The sequence below is a fragment of the Fluviicola taffensis DSM 16823 genome (genome assembly GCF_943372375.1).
GTDB classification, from domain to species: Bacteria; Bacteroidota; Bacteroidia; order Flavobacteriales_D; family Crocinitomicaceae; genus Fluviicola; species Fluviicola taffensis_A.
The window spans coordinates 704,119-723,161 of the sequence record NZ_CALRYJ010000001.1 but is presented as its reverse complement, the minus strand read 5'-3'; the positions used below and the strand labels follow the sequence as shown (position 1 = coordinate 723,161).

General features: G+C 40.4%; 18 protein-coding genes. 9 read left to right on the top strand and 9 right to left on the bottom strand.

The features are described 5' to 3' along the window. Positions 1-24: 24 nt before the first annotated feature. Positions 25-2,859 (bottom strand): aminomethyl-transferring glycine dehydrogenase, encoded by a 2,835-nt coding sequence (gcvP, locus tag AAG807_RS03055; RefSeq protein ID WP_341900672.1) that lies wholly within the window; start codon positions 2,857-2,859, stop codon positions 25-27. Between the two features lie 189 nt (positions 2,860-3,048). Further along, positions 3,049-3,303, bottom strand: coding sequence for a hypothetical protein (locus AAG807_RS03050; RefSeq protein ID WP_341900670.1), 255 nt, complete (start codon positions 3,301-3,303; stop codon positions 3,049-3,051). A 99-nt stretch (positions 3,304-3,402) separates the two neighbouring features. Between AAG807_RS03050 and AAG807_RS03045 the strand changes: the two genes are divergently transcribed. The 4 genes from AAG807_RS03045 (at position 3,403) to AAG807_RS03030 (ending at position 7,695) form a co-directional block, all read left to right on the top strand. Further along, entirely contained in the window at positions 3,403-4,533 is a 1,131-nt protein-coding gene (locus AAG807_RS03045; protein WP_341900668.1) for a methionine aminotransferase, read from the top strand. Further along, positions 4,521-5,312, top strand: a complete 792-nt coding sequence (locus AAG807_RS03040; RefSeq protein ID WP_341900667.1) for a nitrilase-related carbon-nitrogen hydrolase — start codon at positions 4,521-4,523, stop codon at positions 5,310-5,312. The genes AAG807_RS03045 and AAG807_RS03040 overlap by 13 nt, the downstream gene beginning before the upstream one ends. Before the next feature lie 72 nt (positions 5,313-5,384). Then, positions 5,385-7,220, top strand: coding sequence for a T9SS type A sorting domain-containing protein (locus tag AAG807_RS03035; RefSeq protein WP_341900665.1), 1,836 nt, complete (start codon positions 5,385-5,387; stop codon positions 7,218-7,220). A 61-nt stretch (positions 7,221-7,281) separates the two neighbouring features. Next, positions 7,282-7,695: a YqaA family protein gene (locus AAG807_RS03030; protein WP_341900663.1), complete on the top strand. Its 414-nt coding sequence runs from the start codon at positions 7,282-7,284 to the stop codon at positions 7,693-7,695. Here the strand turns inward: AAG807_RS03030 and AAG807_RS03025 are convergent. Next, positions 7,689-8,801 carry a thioredoxin domain-containing protein gene (locus tag AAG807_RS03025; protein WP_341900662.1) on the bottom strand — a complete coding sequence of 371 codons (1,113 nt, stop codon included), beginning with the start codon at positions 8,799-8,801 and terminating at the stop codon, positions 7,689-7,691. The two genes, AAG807_RS03030 and AAG807_RS03025, sit on opposite strands and share 7 nt — an antisense overlap. 3 nt (positions 8,802-8,804) lie before the next feature. Beyond that, entirely contained in the window at positions 8,805-9,965 is a 1,161-nt protein-coding gene (locus tag AAG807_RS03020; protein WP_341900660.1) for a 1-deoxy-D-xylulose-5-phosphate reductoisomerase, read from the bottom strand. A gap of 86 nt (positions 9,966-10,051) precedes the next feature. Here AAG807_RS03020 and AAG807_RS03015 point away from each other — a divergent pair, with 86 nt between their 5' ends. The 4 genes from AAG807_RS03015 to AAG807_RS03000 all read left to right on the top strand — a co-directional run bounded on the left by AAG807_RS03015 (position 10,052) and on the right by AAG807_RS03000 (position 12,867). Next, positions 10,052-11,104, top strand: a complete 1,053-nt coding sequence (locus tag AAG807_RS03015) for a hypothetical protein (protein ID WP_341900658.1) — start codon at positions 10,052-10,054, stop codon at positions 11,102-11,104. 21 nt (positions 11,105-11,125) lie between these two features. After that, the gene (locus AAG807_RS03010) at positions 11,126-11,593 is read left to right on the top strand and encodes a DUF6495 family protein (protein WP_341900656.1); all 468 of its coding nucleotides are present in this window, start codon (positions 11,126-11,128) and stop codon (positions 11,591-11,593) included. A 151-nt stretch (positions 11,594-11,744) separates the two neighbouring features. Beyond that, entirely contained in the window at positions 11,745-12,146 is a 402-nt protein-coding gene (locus AAG807_RS03005) for a hypothetical protein (protein WP_341900654.1), read from the top strand. Between the two features lie 106 nt (positions 12,147-12,252). Continuing rightward, positions 12,253-12,867, top strand: coding sequence for a suppressor of fused domain protein (locus tag AAG807_RS03000; protein ID WP_341900652.1), 615 nt, complete (start codon positions 12,253-12,255; stop codon positions 12,865-12,867). A 1-nt stretch (position 12,868) separates the two neighbouring features. On the opposite strand, the gene AAG807_RS02995 is transcribed toward AAG807_RS03000, so the two are convergent. The 5 genes from AAG807_RS02995 to kynU all read right to left on the bottom strand — a co-directional run bounded on the left by AAG807_RS02995 (position 12,869) and on the right by kynU (position 17,429). Continuing rightward, complete coding sequence (locus AAG807_RS02995) at positions 12,869-13,228, bottom strand: ArsC/Spx/MgsR family protein (protein WP_341900651.1); 360 nt, start codon at positions 13,226-13,228, stop codon at positions 12,869-12,871. A gap of 11 nt (positions 13,229-13,239) precedes the next feature. Beyond that, a complete protein-coding gene (locus AAG807_RS02990; RefSeq protein ID WP_341900649.1) occupies positions 13,240-14,157 on the bottom strand; it encodes a hypothetical protein in 918 nt (305 codons plus the stop codon). Positions 14,158-14,196: 39 nt separating this feature from the next. Continuing rightward, positions 14,197-15,534, bottom strand: a complete 1,338-nt coding sequence (locus AAG807_RS02985; protein WP_341900647.1) for an NAD(P)/FAD-dependent oxidoreductase — start codon at positions 15,532-15,534, stop codon at positions 14,197-14,199. An 83-nt stretch (positions 15,535-15,617) separates the two neighbouring features. Then, a complete protein-coding gene (locus AAG807_RS02980; RefSeq protein ID WP_341900646.1) occupies positions 15,618-16,001 on the bottom strand; it encodes a GxxExxY protein in 384 nt (127 codons plus the stop codon). Between the two features lie 144 nt (positions 16,002-16,145). Then, complete coding sequence (gene kynU / locus AAG807_RS02975) at positions 16,146-17,429, bottom strand: kynureninase (protein WP_341900645.1); 1,284 nt, start codon at positions 17,427-17,429, stop codon at positions 16,146-16,148. A 300-nt stretch (positions 17,430-17,729) separates the two neighbouring features. Between kynU and hemL the strand changes: the two genes are divergently transcribed. Continuing rightward, the gene (hemL, locus tag AAG807_RS02970; protein ID WP_341900644.1) at positions 17,730-19,037 is read left to right on the top strand and encodes a glutamate-1-semialdehyde 2,1-aminomutase; all 1,308 of its coding nucleotides are present in this window, start codon (positions 17,730-17,732) and stop codon (positions 19,035-19,037) included. The last annotated feature ends 6 nt before the right edge of the window (positions 19,038-19,043 follow it).

Sequence of the window (19,043 nt, the reverse complement as noted above, 5' to 3'; positions counted from 1 at the left end):
TCCACTATAAATTATCATTAATTCTTATGCCTCCACGTGCATGTAGCTCTCTACGCTCGGACAAGAACACACCAGGTTTCTGTCTCCGTATGCGTTGTCTACTCTGCGAACCGGAACCCAGTATTTCCACTCTTTCAAGTAGGCAACCGGGTAAGCTGCTTCTTGCGGAGAATAAGGGTAATTCCATTCTTGATTGATGATACAATCTGCAGTGTGCGGAGCGTTCTTCAACAAGTTGTTTTCTTTATCGACCTTTCCGTTTTCAATATCAGCAATTTCTTGACGAATCTTGATCATCGCTTCGATGAAACGATCCAATTCTTCTTTGTCTTCCGATTCTGTGGGTTCTACCATCAAGGTACCAGCTACCGGGAAAGAAACTGTCGGTGCATGGAAATTGAAGTCGATCAAACGTTTCGCCATATCTGCTACTTCCACGTCTGCCGTTTTCTTGAATTCACGGCAATCCAAGATCATTTCGTGAGCTACCGTACCGTTTTTACCAGCGTACAATACGTCGTAATGTCCTTTCAATTTTGCTGCAATGTAATTCGCATTCAAGATTGCTGCTTCTGTAGATTCTCTCAATCCTTCAGCTCCCAACATTTTGATGTATCCGTAAGAGATCAACAAAATCAAGGCGCTTCCGTAAGGTGCTGCGGAAACTGCGTGAATCGGTGTACTTCCTCCTGCGGCAACAACCGGGTTACTTGGCAAGAAAGGAGCTAAATGTGCTGCAACTCCGATTGGTCCCATTCCCGGTCCACCACCTCCGTGAGGAATTGCAAATGTTTTGTGCAAGTTCAAGTGACAAACGTCTGCTCCGATGTTTCCCGGATTGGTCAATCCGACTTGCGCATTCATGTTCGCACCATCCATGTAGACTTGTCCGCCATTCTCGTGAATGATTGAGGTGATCTCGCGAATTCCTTCTTCATAAACTCCATGAGTGGATGGATAAGTTACCATCAAACCACATAACTCGTTTCCGATTTGGTTCGCTACAGTTCTTAATTCATCAATATTGATATTTCCGTTTTCGTCACATCCCGTAACAACCACTTCCATTCCTGCCATTACTGCAGAAGCAGGGTTTGTTCCATGCGCCGATGATGGAATAATCATTTTTTTGCGTTGCACATCTCCACGGCTTTCATGGTATGCTTTGATCACCATCAATCCGGCGTACTCACCTTGTGCTCCCGAATTCGGTTGCAAAGACATCGCTGCAAATCCTGTTGATTCACACAAGTCTTTTTCCAACTGACGGAACATGGCGTGGTACCCGGCAGCTTGCTCAACCGGAGCAAATGGATGCATATTTGCAAACTGAGGATTCGTAATCGGAATCAACTCGGAAGCTGCATTTAATTTCATGGTACAAGATCCCAAAGGAATCATGGAATGAACCAATGACAAATCTTTATTTTCCAAACGTTTCAGGTAACGCATCATCTTGGATTCAGAATGATGTTTGTTGAACGTTGCATGAGTAAATACTCCGTCTGTACGTAGAACTGAATTTACCAAAGATTTTTGGTCGTTGAGCGGAGTCGAAACGCCGAAGATCGATAAGATTGTTGCAACGTCTTCCATCGTATGTGGTTCTCCGAAACTGATTGTCAATTCAGACCCATTGATGATGCGGAAGTTCATTCCTTTCGCTTCAGCTGCCGCTTTGATTTTCGCTGTGTCCACCCCTTTTACCCAAACAGTATCGAAGAATGAATCAGAACCAACCTGAATTCCAGCTGCTTTCAATCCGTTTGCTGTTGCAGAAGCCAAGCCATTTACGTGCTCAGCGATCTCCTTCATTCCAACCGGACCATGATATACTGCATACATGGAAGCCATAACTGCCAACAATGCTTGTGCCGTACAAATGTTGGATGTTGCTTTATCTCTTTTAATGTGTTGTTCACGTGTCTGCAAAGCCATACGCAAAGCCATGTTGTCATCTGCATCTTTCGACACACCAATGATACGACCAGGAATGGTGCGTTTGTAATCTTCTTTTGTTGCGAAAAATGCTGCGTGAGGACCACCATAACCCATCGGAACACCGAAACGTTGTGAAGACCCGAAAACCACATCTGCTCCCAATGATCCCGGTGATTTCAATACGACCAATGATAAGATATCTGCAGCTACAGCTGTTTTCAATCCGTTATTGCGACCGATAAATCCGGCAACGTCTGTAATATTTCCGTAAACATCCGGATATTGAATAATCGCTCCGAAATAAGTTCCGTCATTCGTGAAAGTTGTTTCATCGCCTTCCACTAATTCAATTCCTAAGTTGATTGCTCTTCCAAGAACAACGTCCTTTGTTTGAGGAAATGCATTTTTGGAAATGAAAAATTTATTTATTCCGTCTTTTACCTCTTGGCGTGAACGTGAATTCCAGAACATGATCATTGCTTCTGAAGCCGCAGTTCCTTCATCCAATAAAGATGCGTTTGCGATTTCCATTCCTGTTAATTCCAAAACCATTGTCTGGAAATTCAACAAAGCCTCCAAACGACCTTGAGAAATCTCAGCCTGGTAAGGAGTATAAGCAGTATACCATCCCGGATTCTCCAAGACGTTACGCAAAATAACAGAAGGAACAATGGTTTCATTGTATCCTAAACCGATAAAAGACTTGTATACTTTATTTTGAGCACCTAAAGCTGTAATGTGCTGCAGGTATTCCTGCTCGCTCATAGCAGCATCAATCTTCAACTCTCCGGATAATCGGATGTGTGAAGGAATTGTCTTGTCTACTAATTCTTGAATTGATTTAACACCAATAGCAGCTAACATCTCAGATTTCTCAGCTGAATCAGGTCCAATGTGACGGGATGAAAATGCACTCATAAAATTTCACTAATTTTTGAAACTCACCTTTACTAGTAAGCGATGCAAAGATAGCGATTTTTCACCTTTTATTATTTCGATTTAGCCGGAATATTTGTTAAGTCAAACCGGAAGTTTTTCTTAGCTATTCAAGAATCGAATTCAAATCCATGATTCTATTGAATTTCAGAGTGAAATGAGAGAAGCTTCCTACTTACAACTTGCCTTTCGTTCCATCATTTCAGGACCACTCATCAATTCAAATTCCTTGCATTTAGCCTTCTTCGTTTTGATCAGTTCTTTCACTTCTTTTTGACCCTCGGCAGTTAGCTTTTTAGTTCGAAGCTGATCGTATTTGTTAGTCAGCTCATCACTTGCGCGAATGCAATCACAAATGGAATCTTCACTACAGGAAGAAAGAATAAGGGAAAAAAGTGTGAGAATTGCGAAAATTGAGCCTTTCATGATCTGTGTATTAATTGGATTCCTGTTAAATATCCACTATCGAAAGCGTCATGTAATGAAGGAATGATTTACTTTGTTATTTGCAAACAAATGTAGCCCATGCAAACAAAACTTCCAAAAGTAGGAACCACGATCTTTTCAACCATGAGTCAGATGGCAAATGAATACCAAGCCATTAATCTTTCTCAAGGGTTTCCAAATTTTCCAATTGATCCATTGATTGAGGAACTTTTGGCAAAGAATAGCAAGGACAACGTCCATCAATATGCTCCAATGAGCGGTTTGCCATCTTTGTTGGATGGAATTGCTCAAATGGTACATCGCGTCTATAAACGGGAAGTTAATCCTGCTGCTGAAATTTTAGTAACTGCCGGAGCAACGCAAGGTATTTTTGCTACGATTCAGGCTTTGGTTCACTTCGGTGATGAGGTGGTCATTTTAGATCCTGCTTATGATTGCTACAGCCCGGCGGTTCATTTGGCAGGTGGAAAAGCGATCCATATTCCCATGCGGGAAGATTTTACAATCGATTGGCGAGAGTTAAGACAAACGGTGAATCAAAAAACACGGATTCTGATCATCAATAATCCACACAATCCTTCGGGGAAAATGATGGATCAATCGGACTACGATGCTTTGGTTCAAGTGATGACCGATCATCCCAATCTGATCCTGTGCTCCGATGAGGTATATGAATTCATTACCTTTGAAAAGACCCATTTTTCCGCACATAACCATGAAATTTTGCGAAATAGAAGTGTCATTGTTTCTTCTTTCGGGAAAACGTTTCATTTGACCGGTTGGAAAGTAGGTTACATTATTGCACCTGAATACATTCTGAAGGAGATTAAAAAAGTGCATCAATTTTTGGTGTTCTCCGTAAATAGTGTGGCTCAAAAAACCCTGGCAGACTATATTTCAACCACCGATGTTACCACCTTGGGGAAATTCTATCAGGACAAGCGTGATCGCTTTAAGGAATTGATGTCCAAAAGCAAATTTGAATTTTTACCAAGTGAAGGGACTTATTTTCAAACCGTGAGGTACAGGGCAATTTCCGATCTGCCGGATGTTCAATTCTGTGAATGGATGGTGAAGGAAGTTGGTGTTGCTGCAATTCCATTATCCGTTTTCTACGAAGAGTTGACCGATTATCAGACCATTCGTTTTTGTTTTGCAAAAACAGATGAAACACTCATTCAAGCTGCAGAAAGATTATGCAAGATCTAAGAATCACATTTGTCCAGGCAAATCAAATCTGGGAAGACAAAGCTGCCAATTTGGAACATTATGAGTCCTTATTGAAATCCGTTGATGAGACCGACCTGATCCTTTTCCCCGAAATGTTCCAGACAGGGTTCTCTATGAATGCAAGTCAACTGGCAGAAAAGATGGAGGACGGTTCAAGCATTTCCTGGCTAAGACAACTGGCTAAAGAAAAAAATGCGGCATGCTACACTTCCTTGATCATAGAAGAGAATGGAAATTACTACAATCGCGGTGTATTCATAGAACCGGCCGGCACACTAACTTACTACGATAAACGAAAGTTATTCGGAATGGCTGAAGAGTCGGTTCACTTCACTGCAGGAACCAAAGAGGTCATCGTTGATTATCTTGGGTGGAAGATCAATTTACAGATTTGCTACGATTTGCGTTTCCCTGAAAATATCCGAAACGGAGAAATCGATGGCTTACCGATCTATGATCTCCTTTTGTATGTGGCAAACTGGCCCGAGAGAAGAATTCACCATTGGTCCACACTCCTTCCTGCAAGAGCTATTGAAAATCAATGTTATGTAGCAGGTCTGAACCGGGTTGGCACAGATAATTCAGGTTTGACTTACACTGGTCAGAGCAAATTAATTAACCTTCTTGGTGAGGAACTTTCCAACCTTTCGGATTCAGAAAGCGTCATTACTTATAGTGTTAGTTATGAAGAACAACGCCGATTGCGAGCGCAAATCCCTTTTTTGAGGGACAGCAATTACCGTTCATTTCATAATTAGTACCGTTTAATAAATAAACAGCCCTTTTATGGGTCAAATCATTAAATTTAGAACTTCGTAAATTAAAGAAACATGAAAAAACAAATTACTTTGTTATCGGGATTGTTGCTAGTTTCAGGTGCATTTGCTCAAAATGCGAAACTGGCTTCTTCACCTCGAATGGCACAAACAATTAGCACAGAAACACATAAAGCAACTCCAGTGACTCCTGCAAAGGCTCTTGGTACAGCTTTATGGTCAAGTGACTTCTCTAATCCTAGTGATTGGACTATTGACAATGATGGACAAACAGGAGGTAACTTTGGTTGGAACATCAACGCAACGAAAGAAGGTTGGGCAAACAGTACAACTCAAGGAATTATCAACTCTACTTCTGATGGTAATTTTGCTGAGCTTGGAAACGGTAACCCTTCATTGACTCCGGGTACGCAAGCTTTAGGCGTTGATTACTATTTAACACAAGCTGCTCCGATTACTATTTCATCTCAAAACCTTATTTTGTCATTCATGCAAAATGGTGCATTGTTCAATGACTTACAAGAGTTCCAGATTTCAGTGAATGGTGGTACTAGCTGGATCACTGTAGGAGATAACACAGACAAAGGTGTTTTATCTCAATCAGGAGGAAGTCCGTATGCTAACCCAACTCAAGAAACTATTAACTTAGCTTCTTATATTCCAGGAGGGTCAACTTCACTTATGGTTCGTTTCCATTGGACAACACGTTTCCCTGCTCAAGCAACTAACGCGAACGTATGGGTTACTTACGGATGGAATATTGATGATGTAGCAATTTCTACTCCAGCGGATTATGACTTGGCAATCACTAACGATTACTGGGGTTCTGTAGGATTGGGATATTTCAAAATTCCTACAACACAAATCGCTCCAATCGAATATTCATTGAACGTTAAAAACGAAGGTGGATCTTCTATGACAAACGTAGTATACGGTGTAGGTATTACTGGTGCCGGAACTTTTGTTGGAACAAGTACTCCCGGAACTATTGCTGCAGGAGCAAGTGACAGTTTAGATTTGACAACACAATTCACACCTGCTACAATTGGTACTTATAACGTTACAAGAACATTGTCAGCTACAAACACTGATGATGTTCCTACAAATAACGTGTTGACTAACTTCTCTTTTGATGTAACAAACTATATCTACGCAAGAGATAACAATGTTCCTAACGGATACACTACTAACTTAGCTGATCCTTTCGAAACAGGAAACTTATTTGATATCTGGACTGCTCAAACGGTTAAAGGTGTTGACGTGCGTTTTGCTACTGGAACTCCTGTGGGATCTGAGGTTTATGCTAGAATTTATAAAAATGATCCAACTGCAACAGATCCTGTTTGGGTAGGTGAGTCTCAACAAGTTGTAACATTGACAGCTGCTCAAATCAATACAAACTTGACGATTTACTTGGGTATTCCAATTGCATTGGAAGCAAATACTACCTATTTTGTAATGGTCGGATCTTACACTCCGGATGTTAAAGTTGCAAATGCTGGTTATTCTCCAGATCAGACTTCTTTCTTATTGGATGGAAATGACATTGCAAACAGCACCTTGTATTACCAAAATGAAACTCCAATGGTTCGTTTGAACTTTGATCCTACATTAGGGTTGAATGAGTTGACTTCTGCAACTGATGTAACGGTTTATCCTAACCCATTCGTTGGAACAACAGAAATTAAATTCAACTTGAAAGCTGATGCACAAGTTTCTGTAGTAATCACTGATGTTGCTGGTCGTACAGTTGCAACAGTTCCTGCTACTAACATGAATGCTGGTGAGCAATCAGTTTCTATCGACGGAACAAACTTCGTAGCTGGTATTTACAACTACACGTTAACTGTTGGTAACGAAACTATCACAAAACGTATCGTTAAGAAATAATTCTTACAATATAAATTGGAAAAATGGGGGCTTCGGTCCCCATTTTTTTTATTCGCAAAGTATGGCTTTTGAATGGGGATTGTTCGGTTTGTTCCTGGTTTGCTTCTTGGCTTCCACCATCATCCCGTTTCCTTCCGAAGCGACACTGTTATTCTTTTTGAATTCGGAAAACTATTCTCCCATCTCCATTTTACTGGTTGCAAGTTTGGGGAATTGCCTTGGAGGAGGCACGAATTATTTTATCGGGAAATTTGCCCGGGATCGCTTCCTGAAGAAAAAGACTCCAAAAGCAGAGCAGTTCGTTCTAAAATATGGGGTTTATTCTGCCTTGCTCTCCTGGTTACCAATCATTGGTGATCCCATTATGATCACGCTTGGGATCTACGGAACAAAAAAAATCCCAACGTTCATCTATATGACATTGGGAAAATTCCTTCGCTACTCAGTACTGGTGATTCTCTTTCTTTACTACTGATTTTCTTTGGTCTCAAGTATTTTGGATTCCTTCAACCATTTATCCGCCTTTTTGGTATTTCCAACTTTCTTGTACAGTTGACCCAATGTGTCCGTATTATAAAAGTGTTTTTCCAATTTTACAGATCGTTCAGCCCAGGTGATTGCCTCTTTTAATAAGGTCAAATCTGTTTCGTTTTCAAATCGTTCCCAAGCATACTCGTTCAATAAGTTAGGGTCATTCGAAGACTTCAAATATTTTGTAGCCAATTCGTTCAGTTTTTTCCTGTCCCCTATTGTTTGGTAAAAATACAATTCCGCTGATTGCTTAAATTCTTGCTTATCCGGTGAATACCTGTCAACTAGTGTCAATAGCGCTTTCAGTTTCTCCTCTGATCTTGATTCAATTGCTGCTTTCAGTTCATAATCCAAACATTGACTCTTTATAGCTTCCACCAATGTAGGTTCAAACTTTTTTGAATTCTCAAGAACATACTCCGTTGTGTTTGAGTCGAATGTTTTACTTGCACTATAAATCAAGGTATTATTTTCCGGCTTACTCCAATCCTCTTTGGAAATGGCGTTTAGATAAGCTTCCACATAAGTTGAAGCATTTGCTTCATATCCATTGGTAGCGGCTATCGCCAGTTTTTTCAGAAATTCCGGTTCGCGATTTCCCGCCTCAAATTTCTTCACCATACTTGGAAAATGGTTTTCATCATCTTTTAAGCTGCTTGCGTATTCAAGAAAGGATTCGATACTATTGGTACCAACAATGCGATAAACAACTTCTCCATTTTCATTGAGCCACAGCAAAGTCGGGTAAGCCTGAATACCGAATTTCTTTGCCAAATCCAGTCCTTCGCCTTTTTCCATGTCGAGCTTATAATTTACAAATTGACTGTTATAAACCTCTCCCAACTTTTTATCAGAAAACACATTACTTACCAACCATTTGCATGGACCACACCAGGTGGTATAACAATCCATGAAAATCAGTTTGTTTTCGCTTTTTGATCGGTTCAACACCTGTTGAAACGGAACATTGTCTTCAAACTGAATTTGCGCAGAAACAGCGGTGGAAATCACCAAAGAAAGGAAGAGTGTTTTGATTTTGAAATTTTTCATGTGTTATTTTATAAATGACAAATTATTAGCCAATTCTCGTGCCAAAAGATCTGTTCCAACATAATCTTCATAGCTCGGACTGGAAATAAATGGTGCTTGTAGCATGACGCTTTCATTGATCCGTGCAATATCCAGGAATCCGATTTTTTCTTCCAAAAATAGTTGGACTGAAATTTCATTTGCTGCATTCAATGCACAAGCGGCAGTTCCCCCTTTTTCCAATGCATCATACGCCAATTGCAAATTCCGGAAAGTCCCTGCATCCGCTTTTTCAAACGTTAACTGCGGGTAATCCAAAAAGTTGAATCTTGGAAATTCCGTTTTCAATCGATCAGGATAAGTTAAAGCAAACTGAATCGGCAACTTCATATCCGGAAGTCCCATTTGAGCTTTCATACAACCATCTTGAAACTGAACCAATGAATGTACGATCGATTGCGGATGAACAATGACATCAATTTGTTCCGCCTTTAAGCCAAAAAGCCATTTTGCTTCAATCACTTCCAAACCTTTATTCATCATGGAAGCTGAATCAATGGTGATCTTGGCGCCCATCGACCAATTCGGATGTTTCAGGGCTTGAGCAGGTGTTACTGATTTCAGCGCATCTGCTTTCCACCCACGGAATGGTCCACCGGACGCTGTTAGATAAATTTTTTCGATCGGATTGTGAAACTCACCTACCAAACATTGAAAAATAGCAGAATGTTCAGAGTCCACCGGATAAATGTTGATTCCTTTGGCACGTGCCCTTTGCGTTACCAATTCTCCTGCTACAACCAAGGTTTCCTTATTAGCCAATGCAATATCTTTTCCTGCTTCAATGGCAGCCAATGTGGGTTTCAATCCGGCATAACCGACCAAAGCCGTTAATACCACATCCACTTCATGAAATTCAACCACCTGACAAAGTGCCTGACTTCCAGCGTAAACATGGATATCTTCAGAAAAAAGTGCATCTTTCACTTCTTGGTACTTTCCTTCATCACCAATGACAACTACATTTGGCTGAAATTTCTTCGCTTGCTCAATCAATAATTTCGAATTTGACTGAGCGGTAATCACTTGCAAGTCGAATTTCTCCGGATAAGCCTGGATTACTTCCAAAGCTTGTGTCCCGATTGAACCAGTAGAACCGAGAATAGCAACACCTTTTTTCTGCATTTAACAAAAGTACGCGTTTTATGTAGATTTGTAGTGTAACCAAATGGCCATTTCCACTTATTGAACACGAACCTAAACAAATGCATATGAAACTAATTTTGCTACTCCTGTTATTCCTCCCAACTTTGTCATTTGCCTGGATCGGTCAAAATTCGGAAGCCTCTGTGTTGAGTTACCTCCGGTGGGGAGCTAAATACGAATTGGGTTATGATTACCGACAGAATCTCTATTATGGAGCAACTCCCGAAACAATGAAGCAAAATAAAGTGCGTGTTGTAAAATCATTCGCTGTAAATAAGTATGGGAAGAAAAAGGGGTGGTATGAGCGGACTTTTGACCTATCCGGAAGACTCATTCAAATGAAATCGGATGGCAATACTGTCAATTATAAATTCACTGACACACTCTTGAGCGAAATCCAGCGCATCACAAAGAAACATACTTTTAATACTAAAATCGGGTATGATTCTCAGTCCAGAATTGTAATCATCCAATCTTTTAAGGATGAGCAGTTAAATGCAGAAACCAGATATGTTTATTTCAATGGTGATTTGGCTTCTCTGGTGGAAAAGAAAATCTACGGAAAGAAAGAAAAGACTTACAGACTGGAAACCGATTATGACGACTTATTGAAAAAAGCTACAGAATCCCGCTATGTGATTAATGGAGAATTGAAAAAACGTTGGGTCTACAGTTGTGACGAAAAGGGGAAGATTCAGGAATCCAAATTGGATGAAGTTAAACAATGTCAATACTATGGTTCGAATAATGATGGATCCTATATCAGTTATACCAGAACCATTGAAGATGGGAAGGATTATTTGCAAGAGATTGCTTTTAATAAGGACTCCGTAATGACAGGTTACAAGCGTTTTCTGCATGATTCCATTTTAGTTAACCACAACACTTATTCAAAAGAAAAAGATGTATTTGAAGCCTATAAGAAAAATGGAAAAAGATCTTATAAACTAATTCAGGAAAAAGATAAAAACGGGAATATTATCCGACATATCGATTGCTATAAATCAACGGATAAGACTATCATCACAACCACTTTGCTTTATTCAAACAGTAATCTGATTCAGGAGGTTACCTATCAAAGTGGAAGGAAAGTACAGTTCGAGTATACGTATTTGTAGCTGGAACACTACTTTTGCACTATGAAATACCGGATTTTATCTAACGAAGAACTCCAACATCTGGAGGGAGATTTAAAAGCATTCCTGATTATCAATGGTGTTCATGGGGAAGAATGGGCAAAACTGAACCAGGAAGATCCCCAAAAGGCATTGGAATTAGTGGAGTTGTTCTCAGATCAGGTATTGCAAACAGTGTACGAAAAGGTCCGGTTCCTGGAACACCGCACACCTGACTCTTGCATTGTATTCCATTTTCAGGAAGACGAACAGGAATTGATCGCCATTCAGAAAAAAAGTGAGGCTTCAATTGACTTATCAACTGTTGAGGGAATCCATGAAGCACTTACCAAAACACCAACCAGTCTTTCCTTTTTCACAAGCAAAAAGAATTACAACTCCTCCCGGGAAATGGAAATTCATCTGTTGATCGAACAGGGAGCAGTTCTATCCGACCAATCTTTTTGGAATTCTTTGAAGGAAATTCTCTAGAATATGCCAAATGCTAGGAAGGCATAAGTAAATTGCACAGTCAAATTGGGCAATCACTCACTCAAAATTTGCTTGAGTACAATCTCAAAAAAAAGCGTTTGGTACTCTATGGAGAAAGATTAGTTTTACCTAAGTGCCCCGCTTTTTAATTATGAGGATCAGATTTACTTACTTACTATTCGGACTGCTTTTCTTCGTCCTTTCTGCTTGTTCAAACTCTAAAATAGACGAACGTTTGGTGAAGAAATGGACACTTGTGAAGGTCGATGGTTTTGGACCCGAAAAGGACAAGATTCTAGGAATCAACACCATCTGTTTTGATTTGAGAGACGACGAAACATTCAAGGGTCGTTGGTATGATCAAAACAACATGACTGATTTCATTGATCTGGAAGGAAAGTGGTTAAGCACTCAATACGAAGACAAAATCGACTTATTCTTATTTTACGGCCCCAACCAAAAGAAGTCTATCATTTTCAACATCACAAAAGTTGAGGGGAATGATATGACGATGCGCATTTCTGAAATTGACTATTTCTTTAACGCGAAATAAACAGTTAAACCAATAACCAAGGAGAGGGGCGTAGGCCCCTTTTTTTATTTGCCCATACTTTTGAAACTTGATCAGAAAGCAAGTGAGAACCATTATATTTGTCATCATGGAACTTAGAAAGGCATTAGAAAACCGTTTTGGAACGCATCGCGTAAAATCCATTCAGAATCCTTTGCATCCTGATCAAGAACTGATCGTCCTGTTATTAGAATTGGATGTTCCTGTAACTGTTGTCATGACCGCGTCCCTTTCGGGATACAAAATGCCTGTTTTGGACAAGTGGATCGGGAGAGAATTCAATGAGATTTATTTCTGTTTGCCAACTTACTGGGATTTTGAAGATCATACGAACCCCAACTTTTCCTGGATCTATACCTGGATCTATAAACTGGAACGCTTTGTAAAAGACAAGAATACTTGGTACGGACCGGGTCATACCATTCCAACCGGAAATCCTGAAGTTCCAATTTCAGAAACAATGCCCCAAGAATATTTCATCTTCCTGGACCCGATTTTACTTCAAAAGGAGTTGGAGCCTGCAAGAATTGAAGGGAAAACAGTTCAATTCCTAAGTATCGTACCCATTTTTGGCGACGAGTTGGATTTCAAAATGGGGAAAGGCACACAAAAATTCATCCGCCGTTTTATTCAACGAAAGGGCGACGAAAAGCTCGACAATTACAGAAGATCCATATTGGACAGCAGGTTGCGCTTCTTCTGACCTATTTCAGGTTCGCAAAAAATTCCTGCGCAGAATCCACTTCTTTTTTTGTGTTTCCAATCCAGATATGATCATCGTAAATGGTAAATGGTCGTTTCAGGAACGTGTATTCTTCCAGCATGTATTTGCGGTAATCCGCTTCCGTCAGATTCATTTCATGCAATCCTTGGGAACGAAATTTCATGGCTCTTTTCGAGAACATTCCTTCATAGGAACCTACCTTTTCCTTCAACCAATCCAACGTTTTTGCATCAATATTTGTTTGTTTGATATCGATTAACTCCACATCACTTGGGAGATTCAACGCCTTCATGATTTTTTGACAAGTATCACAAGAGCTCAAGTAGTAAAATCTTCTCATCGGTTTCGCTATTAACGGTTTTGCATGTATTCGTTGTTTCTTTTACGGTCTTCCGGCGTACCGGTATTACAGCCATTCGATTTTTTAGTAAAGTGATGGATCCAACGAATTTGGAATTGGATCGGCCAGTAATTACTTGAAAACCATTGAACGGTTGGTCGTGCTTTATTCGGTTCGTAAATCCCAAAAGCCGGTACAATGAACCCCAATGTCAGGTAATCTCCTCTGCGGATCGTTCTTGTAAAACCTAAATGCAGATGAAACTGAGCCATAAAATCCTGTTGGAATTTCACCGGAGCAATCGTTGGGACATAAGGAGTTTTTGGTGCAGGAAGTGCATTAAACAGAAAATTAAAACCCAACCCTGTTTCCAAATGCCAACCATCTGCTATTTTGGTGAAACGATCAATCGTTACGCGGGCAGTAACATATCCATTGTAGAATGACCCGGTACTTTCATCAAAAGAAGAAGCTCCGGAAGATGGATCAACTAATTCGAATTTCGTACGTTCGCTTCCACCGATATAATTGAACCCCAATCCCCAATCCAATCGGTGAAAAAGATTCGCTCCGATCCATTTGACCTCTCCTTTATCTCCTCGTTTCTTATACCAGGAAGCCAAAATCTTAGAGGATTTCAAGCGGTAATGTGCTGCTCCTATCTCGATAAATCCTCCGGGTTTTCCAATGGGATCAACCGTAGTTGTAACCGGGCGACCATTGACATCAACTCCTGAATATTCCGTCACATGCGGATTGGTAAAAGTATAATTCGGTCCTAATGAAATCTGGATTCCATCCTTTGTCAACTGACGATAATCCCTTGCACCCCCGAAAAAATCCTTCCGGCTATGCCCCTTCAAGTTTCGGGATTGACCGAAAGAGAATCCGGTAATCGCAATCAACAAAATACAAACGACAAATTTCATGGTCTAATTTTAGTTAAATATCTAAAGTTTTCGGATTGGTTACGAAATAAGTTCCAACATTTTATCCATAACGAATGGTTCATCCCATTTTTCATGGATGTTTTCAATCTTCAGAATCTCCTGCATCAAGGCATCCTGTTTTCTTCCGTTCTTCAATGCATCGCTGTAACGTGTATTGCTGAAAGTGACCTGAGAATATAATGGAGTCCACTTATCCGGATGTAACCGGGAGAATTTCCCTTCGATCTTCTTTTGCAACAGGAATTCAGGATCTGCAGTTTTATCGCGCATTTCTACATAATTATCAAGCGCTAAGTCCAAAATGGCATTTGCATCCGGAACACGTTGGTCTGAAAAACGGCTCAGTAAGCCATTCCAATCTCCATTGCTTTGATCATACATTTCATTGAAAACCGTACAGTCCTCAAATCCACAGTTCATTCCTTGTCCATAAAACGGAACAATTGCATGTGCAGCATCGCCTAACAAAACAATTTTGTCCTGATAATTCCAAGGCTCACAGCGAACCATGATTAGCGAACTTGTCGGGTTTTCGAAATAATCATCCAATAAGGTCGGCATCATCTCTACTGCATCCGGAAATGTAAGATCAAAAAATGCGGCTACCTGTTCACGTGTCTGAAGCGTTGCAAACGACGTTTCTCCTTCCATCGGGAAGAATAAAGTACAAGTGAAACTTCCATCCAGATTCGCCAGTGCAATCATCATGAATTCACCTCTTGGCCAGATATGCAGACAATTTTTGTCCAGTTTATGGCTTCCGTCTTCATTTGCCGGAATCACCAATTCTTTGTACCCGTGATCCAAGTATTTTTGAGAATAATCGAAGGTCATGGATTTCTGCATGCGCATACGAACTGCAGAGAATGCACCGTCCGTAGCAAAGATCTTATCCGCAGGAAATTCTTCTACCTCATTGGTTTGTTCATTTTTGAATGAAAGTGCATTGGTTTTCAGATTGACGTCCAAGCATTTGCGATTGAAGAAATATTCGATGTTTGGATAGTTATCCGCCAAATTCATCAGCTTCTGATTCAATCCACCACGTGATACGGAATAGATTGCTTCGTTATTCACCCCATAAGGCTGATACGTCAAAGTACCATCCAACGCATGCATACAGCGGTTGTACATTGGAATGGCAATTTTGCGAATATCCTCTGCGATTCCTGCTATTTCCAAAGCTTTCCAGCCACGATCCGAAAGCGCCAGATTGATTGATTTTCCACCGATCAAGGTTGCTTTTCTCAAATCAGGTCTTCTTTCAAATACCGAAACCTGGTATCCTTTCTGTGCAAGTAAAATGGCTTGTAAACTTCCAACAAGTCCTGCTCCTACTACTGCTATTTTTTCCATATACTATCCTGTTTTAACCACAAAGGCACGAAGGCACAAAGATGGCAGTTTTCTTTTATCACAATGGGTAAGATGAATATGACTTATTCCAATTGTCCGTTCACGACTCGTTTGAATCCTGTTCTAAACAGTTCGGAATTGAAGTTGATCAACAAACCCAATTTGCAATCTGTTAATTTTAAATATGTCAATACTTGTGCTTTAAAAACTCCAGCTAGTTCGTTTACTGCTTTCACTTCTACAACAACCTTGTTATTAATAATTATGTCTAATCTATACCCTACATCCAGTTGAACTCCTTCATAAAACAAGGGTAGTGATTTCTGTCTCACAACTTCCATGTCATACTGTTCCAATTCATACATCAAGCAAGCCTCGTAAGCTGATTCCAATAATCCCGGACCCAACGTTCTATGCACTTTTAAGCCGCATTTAAATACAATTTCAGCGATTTCATTTTCAGTCATTTAATGATTATTTTTGGTTTAACTCTATTTAAGTTAGTCAAAAACATCAAAATTAATTCACTCAAAATCAATTATTTTCACTCTAAATACAAAGAACAATAACTAGCAAATTACCTTGTGTCTTCGTGCCTTTGTGGTTAACAATTATTGTTCTAAAATCGCTTCTTCCAAATACTTTCCAAGGAAATACACATCCTCAAATGAATTGTACAGCGCTACCGGCGCCACGCGAATCACATTCGGTTCTCTCCAATCAGCCACCACTCCTTTTTCTGAAATTGCATCAAAGATTTGTTTTCCTTTTCCGTGAACCAAGATCGACAGTTGAGCTCCTCTGCGTTTCGGATCTTTCGGTGTAATGATCTCAAATCGGCATTTGTCGGCATGTTTTTCTGACAATCCATCTAAAATGAATTCCAAATAGCCCGTCAACACGTCACTTTTTGCTTTTAACCGGTCCATTCCAACCTCATCAAAGATTTCCAACGAAGCCCAATGAGCAGCCATTCCAAGAATCGGTGCATTACTCAATTGCCACCCTTCAGCACCTTCCATTGGGATGAAACCAGGCTCCATCTGAAAACGGGTACTTTTATCGTATCCCCACCATCCTGCAAAACGAGGAAGTGATGCGTTTTTTGCGTGTTTTTCGTGAACAAACATCCCGGAAACTCCTCCAGGACTTGAATTCAAGTATTTGTATGAGCACCAAGCGGCAAAATCAACTCCCCAATCGTGTAATTTAACCGGAATATTTCCAGCTGCATGCGCCAAGTCAAAACCAACCATCGCACCAACTCCTTTACCTGCTTTAGTAATTGCTTCCATGTCTAACAATTGTCCTGTGTAGTAATTCACTCCACCAAACATGACCAGGGCTAAGGAATCTCCCAATTCCAAAATCTTAGCTAAAATATCCTCATCTCTTAGTGTGTGTTCTCCTTCTCTCGGACTCATTCCCACCAGATCCGTTTCCGGATCCAACCCATGAAACCGAACTTGTGATTCCAATGCATACAGATCACTTGGGAACGCCTTCGCCTCACACAAAATCTTTGTTCTTGTTCCTTTCGGCTGATAAAATGAAACCATCAACAAATGCAGATTGGTAGTCAGGGAATGTGTCACCACCACTTCCTTTGGCAATGCCCCTACAATTTTTGCAGAAGCATCCGTAAGGAATTCATGATACTTATACCAAGGATTGGTTCCCAGAAAATGTCCTTCCACTCCCCACTTCGCCCAGTCATCCAACTCCAAATTCACTTTTTCACGCACTGTTTTAGGTTGTAGCCCCAACGAGTTTCCGGTGAAATATCTCACAGGATTCTTAGTGAAAGTTGGAAAAAGAAAGCGGTCTCTGTAAGACTTTAATGGATCCGAAGCATCCATTTGAGCTGCAAACTCGGGAGTAAATTCGTATTTCATCTGATAAATCGATTGTTCCGTGAAGAACTGGTAAAAAATATGTGTCAAATATAACCAATCTTCAGCTTTTTTATCGCTGTGTTACATATTGAAATACAAACCTAATGCATTATTTATAAAGAAAAATTCATTTCACCGGAATTTGGGATTTCAATAATAAAATTGCCGATTCGTATTATTGCGAATCGAATTTAAGATAGGCAAAATCATATTTTAGTGAAATGACAAAAATCATGGTGTTTACTGTCGACTCAGCGAATCGAATTCGTAATTTTGCATTAAATTAAAATCTCCGTCTCCATGGCAGCAAAACAATTGAACAGATCAAACTCCGAAGCACTTTACGAAAAAGCGAAAAATTACTTTCCTGGTGGAGTGAACTCGCCAGTAAGAGCATTCAAATCTGTGGAAGGTTCTCCGCTTTTTATCAAAAAAGGGGATGGTGCTTTCATCTGGGACGAAGATGATAATGAATTCATTGATTTTTGTGGAAGTTGGGGACCGCTTATCTTAGGTCACAATCATCCAAAAGTTTATGCAGGAATCGTTGCTGCTTTAGGAAATGGAGCAAGTTTCGGAGCACCGACCCGTTTGGAAAATGAATTGGCAGAATTGATCCTTTCGAAGAATCCGTTTATTGATAAGATCCGTTTTACCAGTTCCGGTACGGAAGCTGTCATGTCAGCGATTCGTTTGGCCAGAGGATATACCGGAAGAAACAAGATCGTAAAATTTGAAGGCTGCTATCATGGTCACAGCGATTCACTACTGGTTAAAGCGGGTTCAGGCTTGGTTACGTTTGGAAACACTTCCAGTGCCGGAGTTCCGGAAGCATTTGCCAATGAAACACTCGTGTTACCATTAAATGACCTGGAGGCATTACACAGTTGTTTTGAGCAATTCGGAACTGAAATCGCCTGTGTGATCATTGAACCGATTCCCGCGAATAATGGGCTGCTTTTGCAAGAGTTGAGTTTCTTAAAGGAATTGCGCGAAGCATGTACCAAAAACGGATCTCTTTTGTTCTTTGACGAAGTAATTTCCGGTTTCCGCGTAGCTTTTTCAGGTGCTGCAGAATATTATGGAATCACTCCGGATTTGGTCACTTACGGAAAAATTATCGGTGGTGGTTTACCTGTTGGGGCTTATGGTGCCAAAAAGGAAATCATGGCGTGTGTTGCTCCCGATGGACCTGTTTATCAAGCGGGAACACTTTCGGGAAATCCGGTTGCAATGGCGGCAGGATTGGCGCAATTGACCGAGCTCAGCAAACCCGGTTTTTATGAAGACCAGGAACGCAGAACCAAATTGTTCACGGATCAGATCAATTCTCATGCAAGGGAAAAAGGCTATGTTTTTGAGTTGGTGACAATCGGTTCCATTTTCTGGATCTCCTTCGACAATTCAAAACATATCCACGCTGCTGAAGAAATCAATCCGGATATGACAGGCTTCAAACATTTGCACAAAGCATTGTTGGAAGAAGGATTCTACATGGGTCCAAGCGGATACGAGGTCGGTTTCATTTCTCAAGCACATACCGATGAGATTTTGGCAAAGGCTGCACAATTGTTTATCAATGCCTTGGATAAAATTATGGAGAATTGATCCGCC